Origin of the sequence: Dactylosporangium sp. CA-139066 (assembly GCF_050936175.1) — a bacterium.
Lineage (GTDB): Bacteria > Actinomycetota > Actinomycetes > Mycobacteriales > Micromonosporaceae > Dactylosporangium.
On the sequence record NZ_JBNJNH010000002.1, the window covers coordinates 1,988,326 to 2,014,190 of the forward strand.

The following is a 25,865-nucleotide window of genomic DNA, read 5'->3' on the forward strand; positions in this document are numbered from 1 at the left end:
CACGTACACGGGCAGGCGTCTCACCGATCGTCCTCCGGGTCGTCGTCGTGGATGTCCACGACCTCGCCGCCGATGGTGGTCGAGGTAGGTGGTGCGCCCGGCGTCGTGTCCAAGTAGCGCAGCAGGTCCTGCACGTACGACACGTCCACGCGGACCTTCTGGACTCGGCCGTCCACGTCTCGCATCACGAACTCGCGGAAGCCCAGGCGGGACGAGGAGCTGGTGTCCACCTGGGACAGTGCGGCCAAAGTCTGCTCGTAGCCGACGTCCGTCGGGACCCGTAGCAGGCGCAGGGCCTCGGCGGCGATCTCGGCGTCCTCGGCGATCCGGCCGACGAAGACCGTCGAGACCAGGTTTTGGACGTCGAGGCCGAGGATGTCCTTCGGGTTCTGGGAGGCGACCAGGGCCGCCAGGTTCCACTTGCGGGAGTCGCGGGCCAGGCGGACCAGGAACGAGCGGCCCGAGCGCCAGCCCTCCATGAAGTGGGCCTCGTCCAGGCCTACGAGCTTGCGCTGGGACATGTCGCCGCCGTAGCAGCGGCGCACGGCGAGGCGGTGGGCGGTGTGGAGCATCGGCAGGGCCAGTGACTCCTCGGCCGACCAGTACTCGCGCTCGATCTTCAGGTCCGGCAGGCGCAGGCCGGCCATGGTGATGACCGTCAGGGCCGCGTCCGGGCCGAGCAGGCCGCTGGGCGGGGAGCCGAAGAAGAGCATCGCCAGGGGCATCTCGGCGGTGTCGAGCAGCAGGTTGCCGAGCTCGGCGGCGTCGTGGTCGCCGGTGTCGCGCAGGGAGCGGATCACGTCCTCGAGGGTCGAGGACTCCTCCGCCGGGACCTGGCGGACGGCGTGGCGCAGCATCGTGGCCGTCGACGCCTCGCGGGCGACCTGAGGGGGTACGAGCATCATGCAGATGTCCTGCACCAGCATGCGGCGCTCGGCGCGGGCGTTGGAGACGGCGATCTCGAACTCGCGGTCGCCCGGGGGGCCAGCGGCGTAGTGGGCCCGCTGCGGGGTCGGGATCAGCGCGTACGGGGCCAGGGTGCCCTGCTCCGAGCCGGTCAGGTTGAGCACGCGGGCGTACGGCGCCAGCTCCGGCATCTGGCACAGGCGGGCCAGCGGGCCCGACGGGTCAAGCAGCGTGACCTGGACGCCCCGGCGGGCGGCCAGGTAACCCAGGGCGCCCATCAGGGTCGACTTTCCACCGCCGGGCTCGGCGACGAAGACGGCCAGGCCCGAGCGCTCGCGGACCTCCATCGGGAAGTGCAGGTCCAGGAAGACCGGGCGGCGGGACGTGCCGGCGGTGCGGCCGATGAGGTCGCCGCGGCGGTCGCCGACCGTGGACGCGGCCTGGGGGAGGGCGGCGGCGAAGAGCTTGACCGGCATGCGGCGCAGGTAGCCGGTGTTGGCCAGCGGCTCGCCGGGGATGAACTCGCGCGCGAGCCAGTCCTGGTTCTTCGGGTGCTGCAGCGCGACGCGCATCTCGCGGGAGTACATCTGCGTGACCCGGCGGGCGCGCTCGAGGCACTCCTCGCGGGTGCGGCCGCCGATGGCGATGCGGTGCCAGCCGTGCGCCCGCGAGGAGTCGACCGGCAGGCCGGTGCTGATCTCGTCGCCGATGGTCAGGGCCCGCTTGGCCAGGCGCTCGAGCTCCGGCGGGGCGTCGATGCCGTGCTCGGAGTAGTCGGCCTGCTGGGAGCGGATCAGGCGGAGCCGGTGCTCGAGGTTGCGGAAGGAGTCGTTGGGGCCCAGGATGTCGATCCGCGAGGAGAGCTCCATCGGCCAGGGCAGGCGCTCGTGGAAGTGCAGCCAGGGCTCGTGGCGCTCGGGGATCTCCAGGGGCTCCATCCGGCCGACGGTGAGCACGGCGACGTGGCGCTCCTCGCCGGTGACCCGGTTGACGAGCTTCACCGTCGAGCCGTAGGGCGTGCGGTACCGCTCGACGGCCTCGGTCAGCGCCAGCAGGTCGCCGGCGTCCCAGCCGCCGTCGAGCGCGGTGACGTGGCCCGGCGGGGACATGCACAGCGCGACCGAGCGGTACAGCAACCACTCCAGCTCGAACGTCGTGACCCGCCGGCCGCGCATGCCGAAGGCGCCCAGCACCTCGTCGAACTGCTCGACGGTGCGGGCCATCCGGCGGCGCTCGGCGTCGGCGACGCCGCGCTTGAACAGCGCGCCGATGCGCTCGGCGAAGGTGTCGCCCAGCGTGCGGCGGGCGAAGGCGATCCCGAGGTACGTCTGGCCCTCGGCGTGGTTGATCGACAGCAGGTGCTTCTGTGCGGCGACGAGGTGGTCGGCCCAGGAGGGGCCGCCGGGCGCGCCGGGCAGCGGGTGTGGCGTGTTGCCGTCGACCACGCGGGCCCACTGGTCGGCCGGGAACGGCCGGGTGGTGCGCCGCAGGTGCAGCCGGAAACCGGCCAGGCCGGCGAACTGCTCGGAGATCGCCGACAGCAGGGCCTCGCGCTCGGCGTCGGGCCGGAACGCCCAGCGCACCTCGGGCAGCCAGTACCAGGCGGTGACCGTGTTGGGGGTGAACGTCAGGTGCCCGGCGATCTCGGTGATCGCCAGGTCGATCGAGGCGCTGCGGTCCTTGTGCCGGGGCTTCGGCGTGCGGTCCAGCGGCGTCTTGCGGCCCCGCTGCGGCGGGGGTTGCGTCCGTGACGGGGGCTGCATCCGCGGCGGGCGCGGGGGCTGCTGGGCCGGGACCGCGCGCTCGGGCGCGGTCCGCCGGGCCGGCGGGGACTGCACCGGCGGGGGCTGGACCGGCCGCGTCGGCGGCGTGGTGGTCACCGTCCGCCCGGCGGGCGGCAGGGCCCGCTGCGGAGCGCGTGGGGCCTCGCGTCGCCCGCGCTCCTCGTGGACGGGGCGGGTGGTGTGCCGCTCGCCGTTCGTGCGCGGCGGCTCGATCGGGACGCGCGGCGTGGTGCGCTGAGGCACCCGCAGGTCCTCGGGGGCCCGCCCCGCGCCGGACGTGGGCGCGGCGGAGACCGGGATGCCGGAGATCGGCCGCACGCGCTCGGTGCGCTCGGGGCGGCCGCCGGGCTCGAGGGCCCGCATCCGGTCGCGCGGCGGGTCGTCGAACAGGCCCATGAAGGGCGAGTCGACGTCGGGCGCCGGCTGGCCGCTCACGGGCCGTTCGGACGGTCCGGTGCCGCGGAACATCGCGACCCGGCCGCCCTCGGCGACCGCGCGCAGCCCCCCATCGTAGTCGGTTGACTGCGCAGCGTCGTCATCGACGTCCGGCCGGTCCTGATAGCCCCCGGTCCTACGGGGCGGCGGAGTGGTCATACGAGATCACCGGTGAGTTCCGGGCGGATGCGCACCTTCGTGGCGACCAGGCGGGCGTCGCGCAGCTCGGAGCTGGGCTCGCGGGTGTGACGCCAGTCGGTCAGGGCGGTGCGGACCACCATGCGGGCGGGTCGATCGGGGTCGACGTAACGGAAGATCAGCGACGTCGCCACGATCGCGAGCGCGATCTCGTAGGCGGGGAAGTAGTCGACGTGCAGCGTGATCAGGTAGCGGATGAACATGAACAGCGGCACCAGCAGCGCGAACACCCCGTACTGCGCGTACGGCAACTGGATGGGCAGCGTGTAGCCGGGCGGGCCTAGGTAGACCAGGCGGGCCCGGTAGATGTCGTCGTCTGTGCGCAGGCGCATGTTGGCTAGGCCTACTTGAAGATGATGCTGACCAGCGAGTCACCGAAGAAGAACAGCGACGCGGCGCCGGCGACGAAGGCCAGGCCGATGATCGCGATCGCCGAGCTCGTGAGGACGCGCGACACCTCACCCTTGCTGGCCCGGCCGATGAAGATCACCCCGAGTGCGGCGAGCAGGATCGGGACGATCTTGGTCGTGAAGAAGTTCAGGATGCCGTCGGTGTTGATCGTCTTCGGCTCGGGCGTCGGCGTCGGAGCGAGGGCGATCGCATCCACGGCGTGTGTGGCCGAGCCCCACAGCGCCTGGCCGATCTCCATCAACATCATCAGACCTCCCCGGAGGCGCGACGGGCAAGGTGCACGCCGCGCGTTAAGCCTCGCCGAAAAGACGACCCTGCGGTATCACCGCGGCTGCTGTGTCGCTCTCCGGCGGAACCTTATCCGGGCGTTTGCCCTGCTAAATGCCCATTGTCGGGTTTAACGGTCCGAATAACGTTCACTTGCAGAGAGTACGGTGCAGCCCTCTTTCCAACAAGCTGACCGCTCCGTGGTCAGTGTGCACAGTGTGCCTCGTGAGACACTTCAGCGCCGTCCCTCGCAGGTTGCCGCAGGTCGCCACCGAGTCCGTCCGTTGAGTTGAGTACCTTCATTCAAGTGATGCCCCTTCGAGGTCCCTCCCCCGTGGTCATGGGTGTGCTCAACGTGACCCCGGACAGCTTCTCCGACGGCGGCCGCTACGACGGCCTGGACGCCGCCGTCGAGCATGCGCTGCAGATGCGCGACGAGGGCGCCGACGTCATCGACGTGGGCGGGGAGAGCACGCGCCCCGGCGCCGACCGCGTCGACGCGCCGACCGAGCTGGCCCGCGTGCTGCCGGTGATCCGGGCGCTGGCCGCCGAGGGCGTCGCCATGAGCATCGACACGACCCGGGCGGCGGTGGCCGCGGCGGCGCTGGAGGCCGGCGTCGAGCTGGTCAACGACGTGTCCGGTGGGCTCGCCGACCCGGACATGGCCAAGGTCGTCGCCGACGCCGGGTGCCCCTGGGTGCTCATGCACTGGCGCGGGCACTCCCGCCGCATGGCCGACCTGGCCGTGTACGACGACGTGGTCAAGGAGGTGTCCGCGGAGCTGCTGGAGCGGGTCGACGCCGCCGTGGCCGCCGGCGTGGCCCCCGAACGGCTGATCCTCGACCCCGGGCTCGGCTTCGCCAAGAAGCCCGAGCACACCTGGAAGCTCGCCGCCCACCTGCCCGACCTCATCGGGCTGGGCCACCCGGTCCTGGTCGGATCCAGTCGCAAGTCCCACCTCGGCCGGCTGCTCGCCGACGCCGAGGGCCGCGACCGGCCGACCGCCGAGCGGGAGGCCGCCACGATCGCGACCACCGTGCTCTCCGTCGCCGCCGGCGCCTGGGGCGTGCGCGTGCACGAGGTCCGCGGCAACGTCGACGCGATCAAGGTCTGGCTGGCCACGAGGGCGGCCCGATGAGCGCCGACCGCATCGAGCTGCGCGGGCTCAAGGTCCGCGGGTACCACGGCGTTTTCGACTTCGAGCGCCGCACCGGCCAGGACTTCGTGATCGACGCCGTCCTCGAGCTTGACCTGCGCCCGGCCGCGGCCTCCGACGACGTCGCCGACACCGTGCACTACGGCGAGCTGGCCGAACGCCTGGCCGCGGTCGTCTCCGGTGATCCGGTCAACCTCATCGAGACCCTGGCGGGCCGGCTGGCCGGGGTCTGCCTGGCCGATGCCCGGGTCGCGGCGGCCACCGTGACCGTGCACAAGCCGCAGGCGCCGATCCCGCTCGAGTTCGCCGACGTGGCGGTCGTCGTACGGCGTACGCGCGAGGAGCCCGCGTGACCCGCGCCCTGCTGTCGCTCGGCAGCAACCTCGGCGACCGGGAGGGGCACCTGCGGGGCGCGGTCGACGGGCTGGGCGACGCCGTCGTGCTGGTCTCCGGCGTCTACGAGACCCCGCCGTGGGGCGACCCGGACCAGCCGGACTACCTCAACGCGGTGCTGCTGGCGGTCGACCCGGCGGCCGGCCCGCGGGAGTGGCTGGCCGCCGCTCAACGGCTCGAGGACGAGGCCGGTCGCGTGCGTGACCCCGCCCGCCGCTTCGGCCCGCGTACCCTTGACGTTGACGTGATTGCCGTATGGAACGACGACGGGGAGCCGGTGACCTCCGACGATCCCGACTTGACGCTGCCGCATCCGCGCGCTCACCTGCGGGCCTTCGTGCTCCGGCCGTGGATCGACATCCAGCCGTACGCCCAGCTTCCGGGCCGCGGCTGGGTCAACGACCTGCTCCGCGCCGACGAGGTCGCCGACGACCTCGCCGCCCTGCGTCCAAGAGTTGACGTCCACCTCGATTCGTGATCTGGAGCGGAAAGACGATGGCCACGCCGTCACCCGAAGAGCCGAACCGACCTAACGCCGACGGGCCCAAGGGCCGTATGGAGCCGACCCGGCCCGCGACGCTGGTGATCGCGGCGCTCGCCACCACCGCGCTGTCCTGGATCGCCATCAGCAACTTCTGGAACGAGCTGCCCACGCTGCCGTGGCTGCCGCCGCTGACGCTGATCGGGCTGGCCATCTTCGAGGGCGTCGAGGCGTACTCCACCCGCAACCGGATCCTGCGCAAAGAGGGCGCCGGGCCGCTGCAGCCGCTGGTGATCGCCCGCTACGCGGTGCTCGGCAAGGCCTCGGCGCTGGTCGCGGCCCTGTTCGGCGGGATGTACATCGGCCTGTCCTCCTGGCTGCTCACGCAGCGTGGCGTGCTGGCCAAGGTCTCCGAGAACCTGCCGCAGGCCCTCCTCGGCGTCGCCGCGTCCATCGTGCTCATCGCCGCGGCGCTGTGGCTCGAGCGCTCCTGCCGGGTCCCTCCGAGCGGCCGCGACAAGGATCTGCCCAGGCAGCACCGGGCGGACGGGGCCGACCGGACACCCGACGACCAGAACGCCTGACCGCCCGGCGCCGGATCAACACAAAGACCCCGCTTTGGTACGCCGGGGGGGGTGTCGCTGGTCACCATCCGCGGTTACTGTGCGACCCGTACCGGTTGGTTGGCAGGAGGCGTGGGCCATGACGTACGACGACTCACGGTTCCGAGGTGAGCCCGGCTTCCGGGACGAGCCCGACTTCCGCTCCGGCGGCGTGCCCGAGGACGCGCCCACGCTGGGCGTTTCCAACCAGTCCGTGTACACCCCCGGCGCCTTCCCGGTCTCGCCCGCCTACGGCGCCCCGACCGGTGCGAGCACCCTCGACCTGGGCGAGAACCGCCGCCGCACGCCGACCGCCCAGCAGCTCGGCGACGTCTTCGACGACCCGGAGCACGGCGAGCCCGGCCGCGACCGCTTCGCCGTGCACGCGCTGTGGGAGATGGTCCTGCTGCTGGCCGCGGCCGCCCTGGTGTACCTCCTGCACGACGCCCGGTCCGCCGCGCTGCGCGGCGCTGAGCTGCACTCGCTGCTGCTCGCCGGCGCGGAGCTCGGCCTGCTCGCCGCCGCGGTCGGCCTCACGCTGCGGGCCGGCGCGGTCAACCTGGCCGTCGGGCCCATCGCCGTGGCCTCCGCATTGTTCTTCGCCGGCAACTCCGATCGCGGCCTGGCCCCGACCGCCGGGATCACCGCGCTGATCGCCCTCGGCGTCGGCGTCGTCATCGCCGTGCTCGTGGTGGCCTTCCACGTGCCCGGCTGGGCGGTCAGCCTCGCCGTCGCGTTCGCGCTCATCGCCTGGATCGCCGACCAGCACGACAAGAAGATTGTCAGCGGCGCGTACGACCCGCACTCGCACGCGCTGTGGTGGGCGATCGGCGTGGCCGTGCTCGCCGTCGGCGGCGCCGCCCTCGGGCTGATCCGGCCGCTGCGCCGCGCGCTCGGCCGCTTCCGCCCGGTCCGCGACCCGGCCGACCGCCGCGGCGGCGGCGCGGCCACCTTCACCGGCCTCGCGATCGCCGGCTCCGCGCTGCTGGCCGCGGCCGCCGGCGTGCTCATCGCCCTCGACCAGCGCCAGGTCGTGGCCGGGGACGCCTCGATCGGCGGCCTCGCGCTGACCGGCCTGGCCCTCGGCGCCGCGCTGGCCGGCGGCACCTCCGCCTTCGGCCGCCGCGGCGGCGTCCTCGGCACGGTCCTCGGGGCCGCCGTGATCACGCTGCTGCTGCAGTACACGGCGGCGGAGGGCTGGAAGCTGCAGCCGTTCACGCTGGCCGCCGGGGCGATCGCGATCGGCCTGGTGGTGACCCGGCTCGTGGAGACCTTCGGCCGGCCGCGCACGATCGCCGACGACCCCGGCGAGGAGGTGTGGACGCCGCCGTCGATCACCGGCCCGGCCGAGCCGGAGGAGGACTCGTGGTCGCCGCCGTCCAGCCGCACCGGCAGCTGGCCGGCCTCGAGCGGGGCCGCCGACGGGGGCTGGGGCGTCGAGGATCGCTGGGGAACCCGATAAAATCTTGCCCATGACCGACGCCACGCTGGGCGAGCTCGACTCGCTGACCACCGAGGAGCTGCGGGGCCGCGCGTTCGCCCTTGCCCGGCAGCGTCATGACATCAAGTTCTTCTGGGACCTGTTCACGCACGTCACGCTGAGCGACGACGACACGCAGGACGGCTGGATCGGCTCGCTCGACGCCACCATCGACGATGCCGTCGCGCTGTGGCGCGAGGCGACCGGGCACCACTACGGGGAGAACGAACCCCTGGTCAGGGCCGCTTTCATCGACTACATCATCAATCACGAGAGTTGATGCAAACCCCGCCGGTTTAGTTTTCGCGCCGGCCGGGCCTAATCCCGGCATGGCAGTCACTACGCGGAATCGCTACCGCACCGCGACGAGTACCGGTACACTCGTCGCCGCACTTCTGGTGCTGATCTTCGGCAGCCCGTGGTACGTCCACTGGGTGCAGTCGGGCAACCGGGGCGTCTTCCTCGAGACCCTCGCCTGGCCGGCCTGGACCATCGATGGCGACACGTCCCTGCGCGACCTGCTCGGCGCGGATCTCAAGGCCATCCTGGTCATCGTCTTCACGGCGATGTTCCTCAACCTGCTCGCGGGCGCCGAGCTGGCCAGCGCGCGCGGCACCATCGCGGCGCTGCTGACCGGGTGGGCGGCCTACATGTTCGCCCCCGCGCTGGCCGCGTTCATCACGACCTTCCTGCTCCCGAACGCCTCGTTCACCGCCGCCGCCGTCAACGCCGCCGCCGGCGCCGGCTACGGGCTGATCGTCGGCTGGATCGTCGGCCTCGCGTCGATGGCCGGTCGCCGGCCGTAGGACGCGCGGGCACGCTCCGGCATGAAGTACACCAGCGGAAAATGCGAATCAGGCCGCCGAATCCACCGCCGCAGACGCCAGGGCCACCTGCACGTCGGCGGCGGTGAGCGCTCCGATGGCCGCGTCGCCGTCACGCACCACCACGGCGCCGCGGCCCGCGGCGAGCATGGCCCCGAATGCCTCGCGCAGCGTCGCGCCGGCCGGGACCGAGGGCGCGCCGTCGCCCGCCTCGGCGACCGGCCGTAGCCCGTCGCGCGGGATCGGCGTGACCGACAGCCGCATGATGCCGCGGTCCTCGCCGACGAACCGCTCCACGAACTCGTTGCTCGGCCGGGCCAGCAGCTCCGCCGGTGTGGCGTACTGCTGCAGCTGGGCGTGATCGGACAGCACCGCGATGCGGTCGCCGAGCTTGATCGCCTCCTGCAGGTCGTGCGTGACGAGGATCGTGGTCTTGCGCACCGCCTCCCGCAGCCGCATGAACTCGTCCTGCAGCCTCCCCCGGTTGATCGGGTCGACCGCCGAGAACGGTTCATCCATGAGCAGCACCTTGGGGTCGGCCGCGAGCGCCCGGGCGAACCCGACCCGCTGGCGCTGCCCGCCGGACAGCTCGTGTGGATAGCGACCGGCGTACTGCGACGGCTCGAGCCCGACCAGTTCCAGCAGCTCGTCGGTGCGCTCGTTGATGCGCTTGCGGTCCCACCCGAGCATCCGCGGCACGGTGCCGACGTTGGCCCGCACGGTCTGGTGCGGGAACAGCCCGACGTTCTGGATCACGTAGCCGATCGTGCGGCGCAGCTGGGTCGGGTCGGCCTGTGTGACGTCCGTCCCATCGATGAGGATGCGGCCGTCGCTCGGCTCGATCAGCCGGTTGACCATCCGCAGCACTGTCGACTTGCCACAGCCGGAGGGGCCGATGAGCACCGTGACCTCGCCGCTGCCGATCTCGAGGCTGAGCTCGCCGACCGCCACCGTGCCGTCCGGATACACCTTGCGCAGCCGATCGAGAGCGATCGGCGCGGCGTCGTGCTTCGCGTTGGCATCATATTTCCCGGTAACGTCCACCCATGTCCTTCCTGGCTCGCGGTGAGGCGGGCAATCCCTGGTTCTCCTGGTCGTATGTCCAGGACAACTACGACACATTGCGGGATGCCCTGCTCGACCACGTGGTCATCACGGTCTGGTCGGTGGCGATCGCGGTGGTCATCGCGATACCGCTGGCGGTGCTGGCCTACTGGGTACGCCCGCTCGCCACGCCGATTCTGACATCAGCCGGCGTGCTTTACACGATCCCGTCGCTGGCGCTGCTGGCGTTCCTGGCCCCGTTCATGGGCACCGGGCGGTCCCCGGTCGTCGTCGCGCTGACGTCGTACGCGCTGATCGTGCTCATCCGCAACGCGCTCACCGGCCTGTTGCAGGTGCCGGCCGACGTGCGCGAGGCGGCCACCGCCATGGGGTACACCAAACTCGCCCGGCTCTGGCGGGTCGAGCTGCCACTGGCCCTGCCCGGCATCCTCACCGGCCTGCGACTGGCCACGGTCTCGACCGTGGCGTTGGTCACGGTCGGGGCGATCGTCGGCTCGCAGGGCGGCCTGGGCGGGCTGATCCTCGCCGGCTTCCGCAACAACTTCTACAAGGCCGAGATCACCACCGCCGCCGTGCTCTGCGTCGCGCTGGCCCTGGTCCTCGACGTCATCCTCATCTTCGTCAGCCGGTCGCTGACCCCATGGACGCGGAGGCGGTCGGCATGAGCGCCATCAGCGATGCGCTTGTCTGGTTCAACGACCCGCTGAACTGGACAAATCCGGGCGGGATCATCGACCGGTTGCAGGAGCACATCGAGATTTCCGTGTTTGCGGTACTCCTGGGCTGCGCCGTCGCGTGGCCGCTGGGCATCGCGCTGGGCCGGCGCGGCGCCGCCTCCGGCGTCATCGTCCTGCTGTCCAACCTGACCCAGGCCGTCCCGGTGATGGCGCTGCTGACCATCCTCACGCTGACGCCGCTCGGCCTCGGCATGCCCGCCGTCGTCATCGCCCTCGCCGTGTTCTCGCTGCCCGCGCTGCTGGCCAACGCCTACACCGGCATGCAGCAGATCGATCCCGAGGTCCGCGACGCCGCCCGCGGCATGGGCATGACCTCGGCCCAGCGGCTCCTGCGGGTCGAGCTGCCCCTCGCCGTGCCGTTCCTGGCCACGGGCCTGCGGATCGCGACCACCACGGTCGTGGCCACCGCGACCCTGGCCACGGCGGTCAACGGCGGCGGCCTCGGCATGATCATCTCGGCCGGCTTCGGGCTCGGCCCGGGCCACGGCGGGCAGATTCTGGCCGGCGCAATTCTCGTCGCGGGCCTCGCCCTGCTCGCCGACGCAGTGATGGCCGTCATAGAGCGCAAGCTCACACCACGGGTTCTCAGGCGGGCCGCGGGCCGGGCGTAACCGGTCGTTACGAAAACGTGCCTGCTTGCGGTTGCCGAATTTCCATAGCCGGGGTTGCCTAATTGGAAGCGGGCGGGCTTCTTAGCCGATAGCGCCGTCCGTCGGACACGCGGCCGGTCACAGTGATCGCGCCGGGACACGGAAGGCGGGCCATTTTGCGTACAGCCATGCGCGCCACGCTTGGCATACTTCTCAGCTTTTCCGCCCTGGGCCTCGCCGCCTGTGGTGAGAAAGGCAGCTCGGGCACTCAGGCGCCGCCGAGCGTCAGCGGTGCCGGGTGCGCTCCGGTCGCCGGCGAGAAGCTGGTGGTTCTCGACGACGACAAAAAGCTTCAGCTGGCGGACAACGTCATCCCGGCAATCAACACGAAGGTCGCCGACCCGGCGCTCGTCGCGGCGCTGGACAAGGTGTCGACGGCCCTGACCGTCGACAAGCTCATCGCGCTCAACAAGGCGGTCGACGTGGACCGCAAGACCTCGAAGGTCGCGGCGGACGAGTTCGCCAAGGCCGAAAACCTCACGACCGGCATCGAGAAGGGCAAGGGCGGCGCCATCAAGATCGGCGCCGCGGACTTCTCGGAGAGCGCCACGCTCGGCGCGCTGTACGAGATCGTCCTCAAGGCGGCCGGCTACGACGCCAGCGTCCAGACGATCGGCAAGCGCGAGGTGTACTACGGGCAGCTCACCAAGGGCGACATCCAGGTCGTGCCCGAGTACGCCGCGACCCTGACCGAGTTCATCAACCAGGCGGTCAACGGCAAGGACGCCAAGCCGCTCGCCTCGGGTGACGTCGACGCCACGGTGACGGCGCTCAAGGAGATCGGCGGCAAGCAGGGCCTGTCGTTCGGCAAGGCCTCCTCGGCCACCGACGGCAACGCGTTCGCGGTGACGTCGGAGTTCGCGACGAAGTACGGCGTGAAGACGCTGAGCGACTTCGCCTCGAAGTGCTCCGGCCAGGCCACGATCCTCGGCGGCCCGGCGGAGTGCCCGCAGCGGCCGTTCTGCCAGCCGGGCCTGCAGAGCAAGTACGGCATCCAGTTCGGCAAGGTGCTGAGCCTGGACGCCGGCGGCCCGCAGAGCAAGGACGCGCTGAAGAAGGGCAACGCCTCGCTCGTGCTCGTCTTCTCGTCCGACGGTTCGCTGGGTTAGGCGGAAGCCTCGCTTCGCTCACACGGCTAGTTGGTCCGGTTTGGTCCTCTCGTCCCGCTTCTTCCTGATCGATGAGGCGGGACGGGAGGACATTTCGTTTGTGCTGAAGACCGGGTAAGTTCTCTGCTCATGCCGGCCGCGGAGACCACCGGAGCACCCGGGGTAAAGGCGAGCGCCAAGCTGCTCCCGCTCCTGTTCTGGGGCGGCGTCGGCCTGTCGCCGCTGGCCGCCCTGCTCCTGCTCGTCGGCAGCGGCTTCGTCCTGCAGCTCGCGGCCGTGCTGGCCCTCCTCGTCGTGCTGCTCATCGGCCTGTCGATCGTGCTGCGCCGCGACGGCGAGGCGATCCGCGGCGAGGTCGAGGAGCTGGTGTACGAGGAGATGGACCAGCTCCGCGACGACATCCGCGGCGACATCACCCACGCCGCCCGGGCCACCCACGGCCAGCTCATGGAGCGCATCGGGGTGCTGCACGAGACCGTCGACGCGCTGCGCGGCCAGGTCGACCTGCTGCGCGGCCAGCTCGAGCGGGCCGCCGCCCAGCCGCCGCCGGTCCACCCGACCGGATCGGCCGCCGTGCCGGGCGTGCTGCGGCGCACCGAGACCGTGCAGGTCACCACCAAGACGACGGTCATGGACCCGACCGAGACCCGGTCCGGCACCGTGTACGGCGCCCCGTCGGGCGGGCCCCCGTCGGGGCGCCCCGACATCCCGCAGCAGCGCCGCCCTGACCGCTCCGAGCGCGTCTCGGCCCGCCCCGACGACCGGCCCCGGCGCTCGGACCGTCCGGAACGCCCGGAGCGTCCGGAGCGTCCGGATCGGGTCGACCGCCCTGAGCGGGCAGAGCGCTCGGAACGTGCTGAGCGCCCGGAACGCCCCGAGCGGGTCGAGCGCTCGGAACGGGCGGAGCGCCCAGAACGCTCGGAGCGCAGCGAGTGGGTCCGCGAGGCCTCGCGCGAGTCGTCCTGGACCGAGCAGCTGCTGCGCGAGCGGATGGCCCGCTCCGACAGCGGCGACTGGCCGCAGCACCGGCCCGCCGGGGAGGACGTGGAGCGCCGCGGCGGCGGCCGGCGCCGCGCCCCGGAGCCCGACGACGAGGCCGCCGTGACCGGCATGCGTACCACGGACCGCTGGGCCTCCGTGCACAGCGACGAGCGGGGCGGCCGGGAGCTGCGCATGGGCGAGCGCCGTGAGGCCGTGCACGCCGACGAGACCGGCACGCACGTGCGGATCGAGGACCGCTGGGCGACCGTGCGGCACGAGGAGTTCTACGACGACGAGCCGCACACGGGCGGCCACCGCAGGGCGATCGAGGACGACGACGAGGACCGCCGCTCGGCCCGGCACGGTTCCCGCACCTACGGCGCGCGCGCGTCCGACGACGAGGAGCAGTACGAGCAGCGGCGGGGCTCCCGCTACGACTCCGGCACCGAGAGCCCGCGCCGCTCCGAGGCCAGCCGCGAGCGCGAGCGCGACTGGGAGCTCGAGCAGAGCACCGGCGGCCATCGGCGCGCGGACGCCCGCTGGTCGCAGAGCACCTACGAGGAGGGGCGCCGGGACGAGTCGGGCGGCACCCGGTGGTCGGAGGTGCGCCGCTCGGAACGGCCGGCGCTCGGCAGCGCCCACGCCCTGCCCGCGTCGCCCGCCGAGCCGGCGTCGCGCTGGGCGTCCGAGATCAACACGGCCCAGCGGTCGGGCGGGCGCGAGTACGGTGGCGGTCGCGAGTACGGCGAAGAGCGCGTGTCCCGGCGGGCGCGGCCGGCCGAGGACGACGACGAGTACGGCTGGAACGGCGCCCGCGACGAGCACCGCGGCGGACGGGCCGCGCGCCAGATCGTCGACTTCGAGGGCTCGGACGATCGCTGGCGCTGACTGGCCACGGCCGGACACGCCTACTTGTCGATGTCTCCGACCACGAAGAACATCGAGCCCAGGATCGCGATCAGGTCGGGCACCAGCGTGCCCGGCAGCAGCGTCGACAGGGCCTGCACGTTGGCGAAGGAGGCGGTGCGCAGCTTGAGCCGCCAGGGGGTCTTCTCGCCGCGGGAGACCAGGTAGTAGCCGTTGACGCCGAGCGGGTTCTCGGTCCACGCGTAGGTGTGGCCCTCGGGCGCCTTGACCACCTTGGGCAGCCGGACGTTGACCGGCCCGGTGAGCTGGTCGACCCGGTCGAGGCACTGCTGCGCGAGGTCGAGTGAGACGTACACCTGGTCCAGCAGCACCTCGAAGCGCGAGTGGCAGTCGCCGGCGGTGCGCGTGACCACGGGCACCGACAGCTCGCCGTAGGCCAGGTACGGCTCGTCGCGGCGCAGGTCGATGTCCAGCCCCGAGGCCCGCGCGACCGGGCCGGAGGCGCCGTAGGCGGCCGCCTCGGCGGCGGTGAGCACGCCGACGCCGACCGTGCGGGCCAGGAAGATCTCGTTGCGCCGGATCAGCGAGTCGAGGTCCGGCATCCGGCGGCGCACCTGGTCGATCGCGGCCCGGGCCCGGCCGGTCCAGCCCGCCGGGACCTCCTCCTTGAGCCCGCCGACGCGGTTGTACATGTAGTGCATCCGCCCGCCCGAGGCCTCCTCGAGCACGGTCTGAATCGTCTCGCGCTCGCGGAAGGCGTAGAAGACGGGCGTGATCGCGCCGATCTCCAGCGGGTAGGAGCCCAGGAACATCAGGTGGTTGAGCACCCGGTTGAGCTCGGCGAGGGCGGTGCGCAGCCAGACGGCGCGCTCGGGGACCTCGATGCCCATCAGCCGCTCGACGGCGAGGACCACGCCGAGCTCGTTGCAGAACGCCGACAGCCAGTCGTGGCGGTTGGCCAGCATGATGATCTGGCGGTAGTCGCGTACCTCGAAGAGCTTCTCGGCGCCGCGGTGCATGTAGCCGATGATCGGCTCGGCGCTGATCACGCGCTCGCCGTCGAGCAGCAGCTTGAGGCGCAGCACGCCGTGGGTGGACGGGTGCTGCGGGCCGATGTTGAGCACCATGTCGGCGGTGTCGAGGCCCGCACCCGTGCCGACCGTCAGCTCGGACGTCATACCTCTAGCCTAGAGGTCCTGCAGGATGCGCAGCGCTCGCGAGACGTTGTGCATCGTGCTGGTGTCCGCCACCGCCACGCGCTCGGTGAACCACCGCTTCAGCGGCGAGGACAGGCGGTCGGGCATCACCACGAGGTCGTCGAGCTCGACCGCCAGCGGCGAGTCGCGCAGCTCCTCGGCGTCGGTCACCTCGGCGACGATGACCACCGGGACATCGGTGCTGTTGAAGACATCGGAGCTGACGATCAGGCCGAGGCGCTCACGCGCACCCTTGATGAGCCACACTTCACCGCGACGCACGCCGTCCACGGTATAGCTCGGCGTTCACAAGCGCGATCTCCTCCTCGTCGGCGAGTGCCGTGGCGTCGAGATCCACCTTCGCGCGGCGCACGGCCTCGGCGTGGGCCGAGAAGATCTCGCGCAGCGCCCGCTCCTGGGTGGCACGGTCGATCCACGCGCTGAGCGACACGCCGTCGCGCTCGGCCCAGTGGCGGGCGTCGGCGATGGTCTGGTCGGAGAACGAGAGGGTCACCTTCGTCGTCATAACGGATATGGTACCGCGGGTATGACCACTAGTCATACCCACCGGCGTACGCCCAGTGCATCACCCAGTGGTGGCCGCCCAGTCCCGCCGGGTCGATGAGCTCGGCCGCCGCCGAGGCCCTCGCCAGCGCGCGCACGTAGCCGGCCGGGTCCGCCGACGCCATGGCCAGGGGCGGGCGCGAGCCGTCGATGCCGAGCACGCGCAGGGCGTCGCGCTGCGTGCGGGTCGGCGAGCCGAGGGAGTCCAGGGCCACCGAGACGGTGATGTCGCACGAGCCGTCGGGCACGGGCGGCACCTCGCGGCCCGCCCGGAAGCCGGTCAGCGAGCCGAAGAGCGGGCGGTCGGCGGCGAAGTGGCCGTAGTCGACGGCCAGCGCCAGGCCGCGCGCCATCGCGGCCCGGGCGGCCGCCCACGCCTCGTCGCGCGGCGCGCCGATCTCGGCCCGGGCGCCCACCGGGGCGCCGTCCAGCGGCCACCAGCGGTCCAGCCAGGCGGCGTCCGGCGGGGAGACCTCGGCGCCGAGGGACTCGACGCCGTCGGGGGAGCACTGGACGTACCGCCGCCGGAAATGCTCATCGAGCTCGACGATGTCGACGGGAACGTTGTCGAGCCACTCCGTGGCCACGAGGAGCCCGACGACGCCGGAGGGCAGGTCGGCGGTCCACCCGATCGTGGAGGGCAGTTCACCCGGGCGGGGGGCCTTCTCGACGCCGACGGCGCGGACGCGGGCGCGGACGTCCTCGGGCAGCGCGGCCAGCACGCCGGTGAGCAGCTCGCCGCGGCCGGCGCCGACGTCGACCAGGTCGAGCGGGTCGGGGCGGTGCAGCGCCGCGTCGAGGCGGACCAGCAGGGTGGCGATGGCGCCGGCGAACAGCGGCGACGCGAGCGCGCTGGTGCGGAAGTGCTCGGCGGGCGCGCAGCGGACGAAGAAGCCCTCGGGGCCGTAGAGCGCGGCCTCCATGGCTGTCCGCCAATTCGTCACAGGAACACTCTGCCCTCGCCGCGGTACGTCGGCACCACGTCCACGATCGTTTCGCCCTGCACGAGGTGTACCTCGTTGACGTGCTCGCACAGCTCTCCGGCCTTGGAGTGGCGGAAGTACACGCGCTCGCCCACCCGCAGGCCGGCCGCGCCCGGGCCGACCAGCGGCGTCTGCACCTCCCCGGCGCCCTCCGTGCCGATGAGCCGCAGGCCCTCCGGCAGCCACGGCAGCGGCTGGCGGGTCGGCGACGCCTCGCCCGAGGCGATCCAGCCGCCGCCGAGCGCGGTCGCGGTGCGGTCGTTGGGCCGGCGCACGACCGAGAGCGCGAAGAAGGCCGCGGGCTGGGGGCGCCAGGTGGTGTACCCGTCGAAGAGCCACGGCCCGAACAGCCCGGATCCGGCGGCCACCTCGGTCACGGCCGGGTCGGCGGCGGTCGCGGCCACGCTGCCGGTGCCCCCGCCGTTGACGAACTCGAGCTCGGCGTGGCGGCGGACCTCGGCGACGACCGCGCCGCGGCGGGCCACGATCTCGGGCATGGAGCGGGCCTGGATCGCGCGGATGAGCGCGCCGCGCACCGGCCGGCCGGGCGGCGCGTCGCCGAGGCCGGCGATCTGCGCCTCGTACGACATCACGCCCACCAGCCGGAACCCGGGCCGCGCGGCGATGGCGGCGGCGAGCGCGCCGGCCTGGGAGGGGCTGTGCACCGGCGAGCGCCGCACGCCGATGTGCACGCCGGACACCGGCCGCCAGGAGGCGTCGAGGTCGATGCAGACCCGCACCGGCGCGGCCCGCCGGTCGGCCGGCACCAGGGCGTCGACGAGGTCGAGCTGGTCGGGGCCGTCGACCATGACGGTGACGGTGCCCGCGAGCTTCTCGTCGGTGGCCAGCCGGCGCAGCGCCGCGCGGTCGGCGGTGGGGTAGGCGACGAGGATGTCGTCGGCGCAGCCGTGCTCCGCGAGCCAGATGGCCTCCGGGAGGGTGTACGCCATGATGCCCCGCCACCCGCTGCGCCCCAGGGCGCGCTCGATGAGGGCGCGCACCCGGACCGACTTGCTCGGCACCCGCAGCGGCTTGCCGGCGGCCCGGGCGACCAGGGCGGCCGCGTTCGCGTCGAAGGCGTCGAGGTCGACGATCGCGAACGGCGGGTCGAGATCGGCGGTGGCCCGGTCGTAGCGGGCTCGCTGAGCGGCACGGGAGCTGGACACGCCTCACCGTACCGAGACGGCGGAGAATATGAAAGAACCTCGCGTACCTCTCTGCGCTTCCGGAATTGTCAGGGGTGACCTGTAGCGTGAGAGCCGAGAAAAGGGGGTGCCACCATCGCCACCAGCGATCTTTCCGGCTTCGGGGAACTTCAGGCGGTTCTGCGCATCCGGCCCTTCCGCCGGCTGTGGGCGGTCCTGGGCCTGTCGTCCCTCGGTGACTGGCTCGGCCTGCTCGCCGCCTCGACGTTCGCCGCCGCGCAGGTGTCCGACTCGGCCGCGAAGGGCGTGGCGTTCGGCTCCGTCATCGCCGTGCGCCTGCTGCCCGCGCTGATCCTCGGCCCGGTCGCCGGAGTGTTCGCCGACCGGTTCGACCGGCGCTTGACGATGGTCGTCTGCGACCTGCTGCGCTTCCTCTTCTTCGCCTCCATCCCGGCCGCCGCGCTGTTCACCACCGACGGGGCGCTGATCATCGGCTGGACGGCCGTCGCCACGTTCATCATCGAGACCGTCGCGATGATCTGGACGCCGGCGAAGGAGGCGGCGGTGCCCAACCTGCTGCCCCGGGCCCGGCTGGAGACGGCCAACCAGCTCACGCTGGCCACGACCTATGGCATCACCCCGGTCGTCGCCGCGCTCGTGCTGATCTGCCTGCAGTGGCTGGTGGTCGCGATCTTCGGCGGCGAGCAGCCGCGCTGGGCCCAGCCGAGCAACGTCGCGCTGTGGTTCAACGCCCTGACGTTCCTCGCGACCGCGATGACCGTCTTCTTCGGCATCCGCGAGATCAGCGGCCGGCGCACCGCCGCCGTCGAGCGCAAGCCCGGCATGATCCGCGAGTTCACCCAGGGCTGGGCCTTCGTCAGCAAGACCCCGCTGGTCCGCGGCCTGGTGCTGGGCATCTTCGGCGCCTTCGCCGGCGGTGGCGTGGTCGTCGGCACGGCCAAGTTCTACGCGGTCTCCCTCAGCGCCGGTGACGCCGCCTTCGCGCTGCTCTTCGCCGTGCTGTTCCTCGGCCTCGGCGTCGGCATCGCGGTCGGCCCGAAGCTCGTCGGCGCGCTGTCCCGGCGGCGCTGGTTCGGCCTGTCGATCATCCTGGCCGCCGGCTCCGTGGTGATCCTGGCCTTCGCCACCCACCTCACGATCGCCGTCGGCGGCGCGCTGCTCGTCGGCGTCGGGGCCGGCATGGCGTTCCTGTCCGGCACCACGCTGCTCGGCGGCGAGGTCGCCGACGACATGCGCGGCCGCGCCTTCGCCTTCGTCCAGATGGGCACCCGCGTGGTGCTCATGCTGACCATCTCGCTGTCCAGCGTCATCGTCGGCGCCGGCGGCACCCGCACGATCGACCTCGGCTTCTACCGGTTCGACGTCTCCAGCACCCGGCCGCTGCTCGGGATCGCCGGCGTCCTCGGCGTGCTCGCCGGCCTCTTCGCCCTGCGCCAGATGGACGACAAGAAGGGCGTGCCGATCCTGCCCGACCTGCTCGGCTCGATCCGCGGCCGCCCGCTCAGCGCGGCCGAGCCCAAGGCGGCGCAGGGCGTGTTCATCGTGTTCGAGGGCGGCGAGGGTGCCGGCAAGTCGACCCAGGTCGGCCTGCTCGCCGAGGCCCTGCGGCGCGTCGGCCGCGACGTCGTCGTCACCCACGAGCCCGGCGCCACCCCGATCGGCCAGCGCATCCGCAGCCTGGTCCTGGACCGCCCGGCCGAGGGCGCCGAGCCCATGACGCCGCGGGCGGAGGCGCTGCTCTACGCCGCCGACCGCGCGCACCACGTGGCGTCGGTCGTGCGCCCGGCCCTGGCGCGCGGCGCCGTCGTCATCAGCGACCGCTACGTCGACTCGTCGCTGGCCTACCAGGGCGCCGGCCGCACCCTGCCGGTCGACGAGGTGTCGTGGCTGTCGAAGTGGGCGACCGGCGGCCTGAAGCCCGACCTCGTCGTCCTGCTCGACCTGGACCCGTCGGCCGGCCTGTCCCGGGCGGGCCGCCGCGGCGAGGCCGACCGCCTGGAGAGCGAGTCGCTGGCCTTCCACGAGCGCGTGCGCTACGCGTTCCTCGACCTGGCCTCGGCCGACCCGAGCCGCTACCTGGTCCTGGACGCCACCAATTCGATCGAGGCCCTGTCGGCCGGCGTCCTGCAGCGCGTCCGCCACCTGATCCCGGAAGAAGAGTTCTCGATCGACACGGTCCTGCAGCACGCGGCGGAGGTCGCGACCACGCTGACCGGCGACGAGCTCACCGACGAGTCGGATCTGCCGGATTCGTTCGACAAGGGCAGCCGCGTATGACCACTCGGCGGCCCGCTTCCGCTCCGCGGCCCGCCACCGCGTTGCGGTTCGCTCCCGCTCCGCGCCCCGCCACCGCGTTGCGCCCCGCCACGGCTCCGCGCCCCGCCACGGCTCCGCGGCCCGCTCCCGCGTTGCGGCACGCTCCCGCCCCGCGGTTCGCTTCCGCTCCGCGGTTCGCCACGGCTCAGCGGCCCGCCACGGCTCCGCGGGCGGCCATGGTTCCTCGGTTGGCTGCGGCTTCGGGGTTCGCCGCGGTTTCGTGGTTGGTCTCGCCACCGCCGCTGGCGGCCGCGTTGGCATCTCTGCGGCTTCGGTCGGCATTGCCGTCGCGCCGCGCCGGCCGCACGGCGGTGCAAGGCGCGCGATCGGCGCCCTCGTCGGCGGGTCGTGGGACGTTGCGCGCCTCCGCACCGGCGGCGACGTGCGGCCGGCCGCTTGTTGCTCAGCGGGTTGTTGCCGGGCCGCCGGTAGCTGTGCCGACCCGGCGGCGTGAGGCTTGCCGGTCGTCGGTGGCCTTGCTCGATGCGTTGTCCGGGCCCCACCATCTGGCCGCTATGCCGAGTGGGGACGGGCCGGTCGTAGCCGGCTTCCCCGGGCGCGGGTGGACGTGGGCGGTCGACACGCCGGCTGACCGCACCGTGGGCGACATATCGGATTTGTCGGGCGGGAGTGTTCGCGTATGACGCCGCCGATCTTTGAGGAGCTTGTCGGGCAGCCCGATGCCGTGGCGACGCTGTCGCGGGCGGTCGAGGCGGCCGGGGCGATCGTGCGCGGGGAGGCGCCGGACGCCGCCGGGCAGCAGGCGATGACGCATGCCTGGCTGTTCACCGGGCCGCCGGGTTCGGGGCGGTCGGTGGCCGCGCGGACGTTCGCGGCGGCGCTGCAGTGCCCCGACGGCGGATGCGGGCGGTGTCAGGCGTGCCATACGGCGCTGGGCGGCACGCACGCGGACGTGCGGTTCGTCGTGCCCGAAGGGCTGTCCATCGCGGTCGGGGAGATGCGCGCGCTCGTGCTGCGCGCGGCGAGCTCGCCGACGCAGGGGCGGTGGCAGGTGCTGCTGGTCGAGGACGCCGACCGGCTGACCGAGGCGGCCGGCAACGCGCTGCTCAAGGCCGTGGAGGAGCCGCCGCCGCGGACGGTGTTCCTGCTGTGCACGCCGAGCACGCACCCGGACGACATCTCGGTCACGATCCGGTCGCGCTGCCGGGTGGTACCGCTGCGGCAACCGCCGGCCGATGCCATCGCGGCGGTGCTGAACCGGCGGGACGGGATCGACGAGCAGACCGCGGCCTGGGCGGCGGCCGCCGCCCAGGGGCATGTCGGGCGGGCGCGGCGGCTGGCGCGCGATCCGCAGGCGCGCACGCGGCGCGATGCCGTGCTGGCGGTGCCGCGGCGGCTGACCGGGATCGGCGCCGCGTTCGACGCGGCGAGCGCACTCATCGAAGCCGCCGAGGCCGAGGCCGTCGCCTCGGTCGCGGAGACGGACGCCAAGGAGCGGTCGGCCCTGGAGACCGCGCTCGGGGCGGGCGGCACGGGCAAGGGCGCCGCGGGCGCGGCTCGCGGCTCGGCCGGGCAGCTGAAGGACCTGGAGCGCCGCCAGAAGTCCCGCGCGACGCGGGCCCAGCGCGACTCGCTCGACCGGGCGCTGGTCGACCTGGCCGGCTTCTACCGCGACGTGCTGGTCCACACCTTCGCCGCCGGCGTCGACCCGGTGCACGGCGACGTCGACGAGCTCGCCGAGGCCGCGGCCGGGAAGTGGCCCGCCGAGAGCACGCTGCGCCGCCTCGAGGCCGTGCTGGAGTGCCGGGTCGCGATCGAGGCCAACGTGAAGCCGAGGATCGCCGTGGAGGCCATGATGCTCGCCCTCTGGCGCGGCTGAGGTCGATCCGATGGCGGCGGCCTGACGCACCACCGACACACCGAGATCAGCAAAGCGGGCCCGGGATGATCTCCCGGGCCCGCTTCATGGCTGGTCAAGCCGGTGGAGCCGCCTGACGGAATCGAACCGTCGACCTATTCATTACGAGTGAATCGCTCTGCCGACTGAGCTAAGGCGGCAACGGTTTACGAGTGTACGGCACGACCCCCGGGGGTGCGCGAGGGGATTCCCCGTCGTGGCGCGCGGCGGTAACGTCACGCCCCGTGATGCCCGACGACATGCCGCCCGCGCCGGGGGAACTCTCCGCGGAGCCAGGGGAGCCATTGCTGCCGTTGCCGCAGGAAGACGACTCGGCGGGGCCGCCCGTCGGGGGGCGGCCGACGGCGCTCGATCCGGACCAGACGGGGTTCACGCCGCGGCGGGGGGTGCCGTGGCTGAGCCCGGTGCTGCTGAGCGGGACCGCGGTGCGGGTGCTGCTCGCCGACCTCTTCGGGGCGTACCTCGACAAGCGCGAGCTCCAGGATGCCCTCCCGTCCCGCATTCTGCGCGAGAGCGCCGGGTACTCGGGCCAGGTCAACGACGACGAGTGGCCCGACGGCGGCGAGCTCTGGCTCGACTACGCGGCCGACACCGGCGACGGGTTCAACGCCACGTACTCCGTCGCGTACCTCCTCGCCCAGCCGGCCCTGACCGTCGACGGGCATGAGCTGCCGCGCGGCGAGGTGCTGGTGCTCGGTGGGGATCAGGTCTATCCGACGGCGAGCGGTCAGCAGTACGAGGACCGCTTCAAGGGACCGTTCCGCGCCGCCCTGCCCGAGCGGCCGGCGGAGGGCCCGCAGCCGAGGATGTATGCGGTGCCGGGCAACCACGACTGGTACGACGGCCTGACCGCCTTCCTGCGGCTCTTCGTCCGCGGCGACGAGGGCGCCGTCGGCGGGTGGCGGACCCGGCAGGACCGCTCCTACTTCGCCGTCGAGCTCCCGCACCGCTGGTGGCTGCTCGGGATCGACGTGCAGGGCGACGCTTACATCGACGATCCGCAGCTACGGTACTTCCGGTCGGTCGCCGCCCGCCTCGGCCCCGGTGACCGGGTCATCATCTGCCCGCCCTCGCCCAGCTGGGTGGAGGCGACGGACGACCGCAAGGCGTACGACAGCCTCGACTACTTCGTGCGCACGATCATCGCCCCCACCGGCGCCGACGTGCGCCTGATGATCTCGGGCGACCTGCACCACTACGCGCGGTACTCCCGGCCGGAGCGCGAGCTGATCACCTGCGGCGGAGGGGGCGCGTACCTGTACCCGACCCACGAGCTGCCGGAGAAGATCTCCGTCCCCCCGGTCCGCACGCTGGTGCGCAACGCCTCCCCGTCGCGCACGTACGATCTGCAGCGCACCTTCCCGACGAAGCCCCAGTCGCGCGGCCTGGCGCTGGGCGTGTTCTGGCGGCTGCCGTGGCGCAACCCGATGTTCCTGGGCCTGCTCGGCCTGCTGCAGACGCTGACGATGCTCGCGTTCGTGAACGCCGCCGACCGCGTCGTCTCGGGCGTCGAGCAGCGTCTGGTGACGGTGCCGGCGGTACTCATGGTGGTCCTCGACCTCCTGGGCACCTGCCTGCTGGCCATGCCCCGCGCCGCCGGCCAGCGAAGGCCCCGCCACTGGCTGCTGGGCCTGCTGCACGGCGCCGCCTTCGTGGGCCTGGCCGCGCTGGGCACCTGGGCCTGGCTCAGCCTGCCGTTCGTGGACCTGGTTTGGCCGCTGCCCCTGCTGCTGTCCATCGTGCTGTACCTCCCGCTGTCCGCCCTGGCCGCCGGCGAGGTGTTCGCCCTCTACCTGGTGATCGCCTCCAAGTTCGACGTGAACGTCAACGAGCTCTTCGCCGGCCAGGGCATCACCGGCTACAAGGGCTTCCTGCGCCTGCACTTCGCGGCGGACGGCTCGCTGACGATCTACCCGATCGGCGTGCGCCGCACGGCCCGGGGCTGGCACGCCCGCCCGGACGCCCCGCACGACGCGCCCTGGTTCGAGCCCCGCCATCCGATGCAGCTGCACCTGATGGACACCCCGATCCGCATCCAGTAGCCGCCGCCCGCGGTGCGGTCGCGGGCGTGCGGATGTGGGTTCGGTGGCAGCGTGATCGCGGCCATGGGGCGCGGTGGCCCCGTGGCCGCGGTCGTGCGGTGCCGGTTGTGGCCGCGGGGCGGGGTGCGGTGGCCGCGTGGTCGCGGTCGTGCGGTGCCGGTTGTGGTCGCGGTCGTGCGGTGCGGTGGCCGCGTGGTCGCGGGCGCGCAGTGGTCGGCGTGGCCGTCAGAGGTTGACGCGGGTGACGCCGGAGATGACCGCCGGACCGCTGGGAACGCGCGGCGGCTCGTACTCGAGCTCCGCCAGCCGGTCCCCCCACCGCGCGTGCAGGTGTTCGGCGGCGTCCAGGGCGCCCGCGGCGGACTCCAGCACGCGCTCGGCGATCCGGGCGGCCGCGGCGGCGGTCTCCGGGCCCGCGGAGGCGGCGAGCACGGCGACGGCCTCGGCCGAGGCGGCGGCGCGCGCGATGATCTCGGCGAGCTCGCGCCGGAAGCCGGCGGCCCAGTCGGCGAGGGCGTCGAGGTAGGCGGCGGTGGCCGCGAGCCGGCCGGTGATCGTGGCCGGGTCGCCGCCGTCGCCGACGTGCTCGACCAGGGCGTGCCAGACGATCCCGAACGCCTCGGCGCCGGCGCCCTCCCAGGCGCTGCGGCCGACGCCGGCCTCCAGCCGCTCCGGCAGGGCGCCGAACCGGTCGGCGACCCCGTGCAGGTCGGCGGCGGCCGTGCGCAGCGCCTCGACGTCGAGGGTCAGCGCGTAGTCGAGGACGTCGGCCGGCAGGGCGCCGACGCGCCGGAGCAGGACCCAGACCGGGCCGCCGGCCGGTATCCCGCCTTGGGACAGCCGGCCGCCGACCCGGCCGAGCAGGTCGTCGCCGATGTCGGCCAGGCGATCGAGCGCATCCGTCATGACGTCGCTCGCGCTGCGCCGGTGGGGGTCATGGCCGGCCCCCGGGATTCGTCCTCGGCGGAGCGGTAGTTGGCGGCGACCCGGCGCAGGGCGTGCGTGGTCTCGGCCAGGCGATCGAGCGCATCCGTCATGACGTCGCCCGCGCTGCCTCGGCGGGGGTCATGACCGGCCCCCGGACTCTTCCTCGGCGGAGCGGTAGTTGGCGGCGACCCGGCGCAGGACGTGCGCGGTCTCGGCCAGCCGGGCGCCGTGAGCGGCGGCCTCGGAGCCGCGGGCCGTGAGAGCGGTCGCCAGAAGGCGGTGCAGATCTCGGGACGCGCGGCCGAGCGCGCCGGTGCCGTCCGCGCCGAGCGTGCGCGGGCCCGGGTCGGTGAGGCTCAGCGTCGTGCTCGCGCCGGCCAGCTCGTCGCCACCGGCCTCAAGCCGATTCGCAAGATCGTCGAGCCGCAATGGACACCCCCGTTCGT

The 25,865-nt window shown here is 73.0% G+C and carries 26 protein-coding genes and 1 tRNA gene; 14 read left to right on the plus strand and 13 right to left on the minus strand.

Going from position 1 to position 25,865, the window contains the following annotated elements:
* Positions 1–20 precede the first annotated feature (20 nt).
* Genes ACQEVU_RS53845 through ACQEVU_RS53855 form a run of 3 tightly spaced genes read right to left on the minus strand, consistent with a single transcriptional unit; the run spans position 21 to position 3,981 of the window.
* Complete coding sequence (locus ACQEVU_RS53845; RefSeq protein ID WP_433338757.1) at positions 21–3,284, minus strand: ATP-binding protein; 3,264 nt, start codon at positions 3,282–3,284, stop codon at positions 21–23.
* Positions 3,281–3,655 (minus strand): hypothetical protein, encoded by a 375-nt coding sequence (locus tag ACQEVU_RS53850; protein ID WP_433338759.1) that lies wholly within the window; start codon positions 3,653–3,655, stop codon positions 3,281–3,283. Before ACQEVU_RS53850 ends, ACQEVU_RS53845 begins: the two co-directional genes overlap by 4 nt.
* 11 nt (positions 3,656–3,666) lie before the next feature.
* Entirely contained in the window at positions 3,667–3,981 is a 315-nt protein-coding gene (locus ACQEVU_RS53855; RefSeq protein WP_433338761.1) for a hypothetical protein, read from the minus strand.
* A 330-nt stretch (positions 3,982–4,311) separates the two neighbouring features.
* Between ACQEVU_RS53855 and folP the strand changes: the two genes are divergently transcribed.
* The 7 genes from folP to ACQEVU_RS53890 all read left to right on the plus strand — a co-directional run bounded on the left by folP (position 4,312) and on the right by ACQEVU_RS53890 (position 8,919).
* A complete protein-coding gene (folP, locus tag ACQEVU_RS53860) occupies positions 4,312–5,139 on the plus strand; it encodes a dihydropteroate synthase (protein ID WP_433339756.1) in 828 nt (275 codons plus the stop codon).
* A complete protein-coding gene (folB, locus tag ACQEVU_RS53865) occupies positions 5,136–5,510 on the plus strand; it encodes a dihydroneopterin aldolase (protein WP_433338763.1) in 375 nt (124 codons plus the stop codon). The genes folP and folB overlap by 4 nt, the downstream gene beginning before the upstream one ends.
* Entirely contained in the window at positions 5,507–6,028 is a 522-nt protein-coding gene (gene folK / locus ACQEVU_RS53870; protein ID WP_433338765.1) for a 2-amino-4-hydroxy-6-hydroxymethyldihydropteridine diphosphokinase, read from the plus strand. Before folB ends, folK begins: the two co-directional genes overlap by 4 nt.
* Positions 6,029–6,105: 77 nt before the next feature.
* Positions 6,106–6,615, plus strand: a complete 510-nt coding sequence (locus ACQEVU_RS53875; protein WP_433338767.1) for a DUF3180 domain-containing protein — start codon at positions 6,106–6,108, stop codon at positions 6,613–6,615.
* A 118-nt stretch (positions 6,616–6,733) separates the two neighbouring features.
* Positions 6,734–8,095: an ABC transporter permease gene (locus ACQEVU_RS53880; protein WP_433338769.1), complete on the plus strand. Its 1,362-nt coding sequence runs from the start codon at positions 6,734–6,736 to the stop codon at positions 8,093–8,095.
* A gap of 10 nt (positions 8,096–8,105) precedes the next feature.
* The gene (locus ACQEVU_RS53885) at positions 8,106–8,393 is read left to right on the plus strand and encodes a hypothetical protein (protein ID WP_433338771.1); all 288 of its coding nucleotides are present in this window, start codon (positions 8,106–8,108) and stop codon (positions 8,391–8,393) included.
* 49 nt (positions 8,394–8,442) lie between these two features.
* Positions 8,443–8,919: a hypothetical protein gene (locus ACQEVU_RS53890; RefSeq protein WP_433338773.1), complete on the plus strand. Its 477-nt coding sequence runs from the start codon at positions 8,443–8,445 to the stop codon at positions 8,917–8,919.
* A gap of 48 nt (positions 8,920–8,967) precedes the next feature.
* Here ACQEVU_RS53890 and ACQEVU_RS53895 read toward each other — a convergent pair whose 3' ends face one another.
* A complete protein-coding gene (locus ACQEVU_RS53895) occupies positions 8,968–9,981 on the minus strand; it encodes an ABC transporter ATP-binding protein (protein ID WP_433338775.1) in 1,014 nt (337 codons plus the stop codon).
* 2 nt (positions 9,982–9,983) lie between these two features.
* On the opposite strand from ACQEVU_RS53895, the gene ACQEVU_RS53900 reads away from it, so the two are divergent.
* From ACQEVU_RS53900 to ACQEVU_RS53915, 4 genes are all read left to right on the plus strand, one after another.
* Positions 9,984–10,667, plus strand: coding sequence for an ABC transporter permease (locus tag ACQEVU_RS53900; RefSeq protein WP_433338777.1), 684 nt, complete (start codon positions 9,984–9,986; stop codon positions 10,665–10,667).
* The gene (locus tag ACQEVU_RS53905) at positions 10,664–11,350 is read left to right on the plus strand and encodes an ABC transporter permease (protein ID WP_433338779.1); all 687 of its coding nucleotides are present in this window, start codon (positions 10,664–10,666) and stop codon (positions 11,348–11,350) included. Before ACQEVU_RS53900 ends, ACQEVU_RS53905 begins: the two co-directional genes overlap by 4 nt.
* Before the next feature lie 167 nt (positions 11,351–11,517).
* A complete protein-coding gene (locus ACQEVU_RS53910; protein WP_433338781.1) occupies positions 11,518–12,498 on the plus strand; it encodes a glycine betaine ABC transporter substrate-binding protein in 981 nt (326 codons plus the stop codon).
* 129 nt (positions 12,499–12,627) lie between these two features.
* Positions 12,628–14,367, plus strand: a complete 1,740-nt coding sequence (locus ACQEVU_RS53915) for a hypothetical protein (RefSeq protein WP_433338783.1) — start codon at positions 12,628–12,630, stop codon at positions 14,365–14,367.
* A 20-nt stretch (positions 14,368–14,387) separates the two neighbouring features.
* Here the strand turns inward: ACQEVU_RS53915 and ACQEVU_RS53920 are convergent, their stop codons facing one another.
* The 5 genes from ACQEVU_RS53920 to ACQEVU_RS53940 are packed head-to-tail and all read right to left on the minus strand — an operon-like array spanning position 14,388 to position 18,255.
* The gene (locus ACQEVU_RS53920) at positions 14,388–15,524 is read right to left on the minus strand and encodes an NADH-quinone oxidoreductase subunit D (RefSeq protein WP_433338785.1); all 1,137 of its coding nucleotides are present in this window, start codon (positions 15,522–15,524) and stop codon (positions 14,388–14,390) included.
* Between the two features lie 9 nt (positions 15,525–15,533).
* Complete coding sequence (locus tag ACQEVU_RS53925) at positions 15,534–15,824, minus strand: type II toxin-antitoxin system PemK/MazF family toxin (protein WP_345123761.1); 291 nt, start codon at positions 15,822–15,824, stop codon at positions 15,534–15,536.
* Positions 15,811–16,068 (minus strand): DUF6364 family protein, encoded by a 258-nt coding sequence (locus ACQEVU_RS53930; protein WP_433338787.1) that lies wholly within the window; start codon positions 16,066–16,068, stop codon positions 15,811–15,813. The genes ACQEVU_RS53925 and ACQEVU_RS53930 overlap by 14 nt, the downstream gene beginning before the upstream one ends.
* A gap of 28 nt (positions 16,069–16,096) precedes the next feature.
* Positions 16,097–17,029 (minus strand): SAM-dependent methyltransferase, encoded by a 933-nt coding sequence (locus ACQEVU_RS53935; protein ID WP_433339757.1) that lies wholly within the window; start codon positions 17,027–17,029, stop codon positions 16,097–16,099.
* Positions 17,030–17,046: 17 nt separating this feature from the next.
* Entirely contained in the window at positions 17,047–18,255 is a 1,209-nt protein-coding gene (locus ACQEVU_RS53940) for an amino acid deaminase/aldolase (protein ID WP_433338789.1), read from the minus strand.
* Between the two features lie 159 nt (positions 18,256–18,414).
* Here ACQEVU_RS53940 and tmk point away from each other — a divergent pair, with 159 nt between their 5' ends.
* Positions 18,415–20,532 carry a dTMP kinase gene (gene tmk / locus ACQEVU_RS53945; protein WP_433339758.1) on the plus strand — a complete coding sequence of 706 codons (2,118 nt, stop codon included), beginning with the start codon at positions 18,415–18,417 and terminating at the stop codon, positions 20,530–20,532.
* A 679-nt stretch (positions 20,533–21,211) separates the two neighbouring features.
* A complete protein-coding gene (locus ACQEVU_RS53950; protein ID WP_433338791.1) occupies positions 21,212–22,411 on the plus strand; it encodes a DNA polymerase III subunit delta' in 1,200 nt (399 codons plus the stop codon).
* A gap of 103 nt (positions 22,412–22,514) precedes the next feature.
* Here the strand turns inward: ACQEVU_RS53950 and ACQEVU_RS53955 are convergent.
* Positions 22,515–22,590 (minus strand) — tRNA-Thr (locus ACQEVU_RS53955).
* An 87-nt stretch (positions 22,591–22,677) separates the two neighbouring features.
* Between ACQEVU_RS53955 and ACQEVU_RS53960 the strand changes: the two genes are divergently transcribed.
* Complete coding sequence (locus tag ACQEVU_RS53960) at positions 22,678–24,492, plus strand: metallophosphoesterase (RefSeq protein WP_433339759.1); 1,815 nt, start codon at positions 22,678–22,680, stop codon at positions 24,490–24,492.
* A gap of 225 nt (positions 24,493–24,717) precedes the next feature.
* Here ACQEVU_RS53960 and ACQEVU_RS53965 read toward each other — a convergent pair whose 3' ends face one another.
* Genes ACQEVU_RS53965 through ACQEVU_RS53975 form a run of 3 tightly spaced genes read right to left on the minus strand, consistent with a single transcriptional unit; the run spans position 24,718 to position 25,848 of the window.
* Positions 24,718–25,398 carry a hypothetical protein gene (locus tag ACQEVU_RS53965; RefSeq protein ID WP_433338793.1) on the minus strand — a complete coding sequence of 227 codons (681 nt, stop codon included), beginning with the start codon at positions 25,396–25,398 and terminating at the stop codon, positions 24,718–24,720.
* Positions 25,395–25,529, minus strand: a complete 135-nt coding sequence (locus ACQEVU_RS53970) for a hypothetical protein (protein ID WP_433338795.1) — start codon at positions 25,527–25,529, stop codon at positions 25,395–25,397. Before ACQEVU_RS53970 ends, ACQEVU_RS53965 begins: the two co-directional genes overlap by 4 nt.
* 28 nt (positions 25,530–25,557) lie before the next feature.
* Positions 25,558–25,848 (minus strand): hypothetical protein, encoded by a 291-nt coding sequence (locus ACQEVU_RS53975; protein ID WP_433338796.1) that lies wholly within the window; start codon positions 25,846–25,848, stop codon positions 25,558–25,560.
* Positions 25,849–25,865: the final 17 nt, after the last annotated feature.

Coding starts and splice junctions, on each gene's coding strand:
- ACQEVU_RS53910 (WP_433338781.1), top strand. CDS start 11,518: ATGCGCGCCACGCTTGGCATACTTCTCAGCTTTTCCGCCCTGGGCCTC.
- ACQEVU_RS53845 (WP_433338757.1), bottom strand. CDS start 3,284: ATGACCACTCCGCCGCCCCGTAGGACCGGGGGCTATCAGGACCGGCCG.
- ACQEVU_RS53905 (WP_433338779.1), top strand. CDS start 10,664: ATGAGCGCCATCAGCGATGCGCTTGTCTGGTTCAACGACCCGCTGAAC.
- ACQEVU_RS53970 (WP_433338795.1), bottom strand. CDS start 25,529: ATGACGGATGCGCTCGATCGCCTGGCCGAGACCACGCACGCCCTGCGC.
- ACQEVU_RS53950 (WP_433338791.1), top strand. CDS start 21,212: ATGACGCCGCCGATCTTTGAGGAGCTTGTCGGGCAGCCCGATGCCGTG.
- ACQEVU_RS53915 (WP_433338783.1), top strand. CDS start 12,628: ATGCCGGCCGCGGAGACCACCGGAGCACCCGGGGTAAAGGCGAGCGCC.
- ACQEVU_RS53885 (WP_433338771.1), top strand. CDS start 8,106: ATGACCGACGCCACGCTGGGCGAGCTCGACTCGCTGACCACCGAGGAG.
- ACQEVU_RS53880 (WP_433338769.1), top strand. CDS start 6,734: ATGACGTACGACGACTCACGGTTCCGAGGTGAGCCCGGCTTCCGGGAC.
- ACQEVU_RS53850 (WP_433338759.1), bottom strand. CDS start 3,655: ATGCGCCTGCGCACAGACGACGACATCTACCGGGCCCGCCTGGTCTAC.
- ACQEVU_RS53875 (WP_433338767.1), top strand. CDS start 6,106: ATGGAGCCGACCCGGCCCGCGACGCTGGTGATCGCGGCGCTCGCCACC.
- ACQEVU_RS53900 (WP_433338777.1), top strand. CDS start 9,984: ATGTCCTTCCTGGCTCGCGGTGAGGCGGGCAATCCCTGGTTCTCCTGG.
- ACQEVU_RS53890 (WP_433338773.1), top strand. CDS start 8,443: ATGGCAGTCACTACGCGGAATCGCTACCGCACCGCGACGAGTACCGGT.
- ACQEVU_RS53920 (WP_433338785.1), bottom strand. CDS start 15,524: ATGACGTCCGAGCTGACGGTCGGCACGGGTGCGGGCCTCGACACCGCC.
- ACQEVU_RS53930 (WP_433338787.1), bottom strand. CDS start 16,068: ATGACGACGAAGGTGACCCTCTCGTTCTCCGACCAGACCATCGCCGAC.
- ACQEVU_RS53935 (WP_433339757.1), bottom strand. CDS start 17,029: ATGGAGGCCGCGCTCTACGGCCCCGAGGGCTTCTTCGTCCGCTGCGCG.
- ACQEVU_RS53965 (WP_433338793.1), bottom strand. CDS start 25,398: ATGACGGATGCGCTCGATCGCCTGGCCGACATCGGCGACGACCTGCTC.
- folP (WP_433339756.1), top strand. CDS start 4,312: ATGCCCCTTCGAGGTCCCTCCCCCGTGGTCATGGGTGTGCTCAACGTG.
- ACQEVU_RS53855 (WP_433338761.1), bottom strand. CDS start 3,981: ATGATGTTGATGGAGATCGGCCAGGCGCTGTGGGGCTCGGCCACACAC.
- ACQEVU_RS53960 (WP_433339759.1), top strand. CDS start 22,678: ATGCCCGACGACATGCCGCCCGCGCCGGGGGAACTCTCCGCGGAGCCA.
- folB (WP_433338763.1), top strand. CDS start 5,136: ATGAGCGCCGACCGCATCGAGCTGCGCGGGCTCAAGGTCCGCGGGTAC.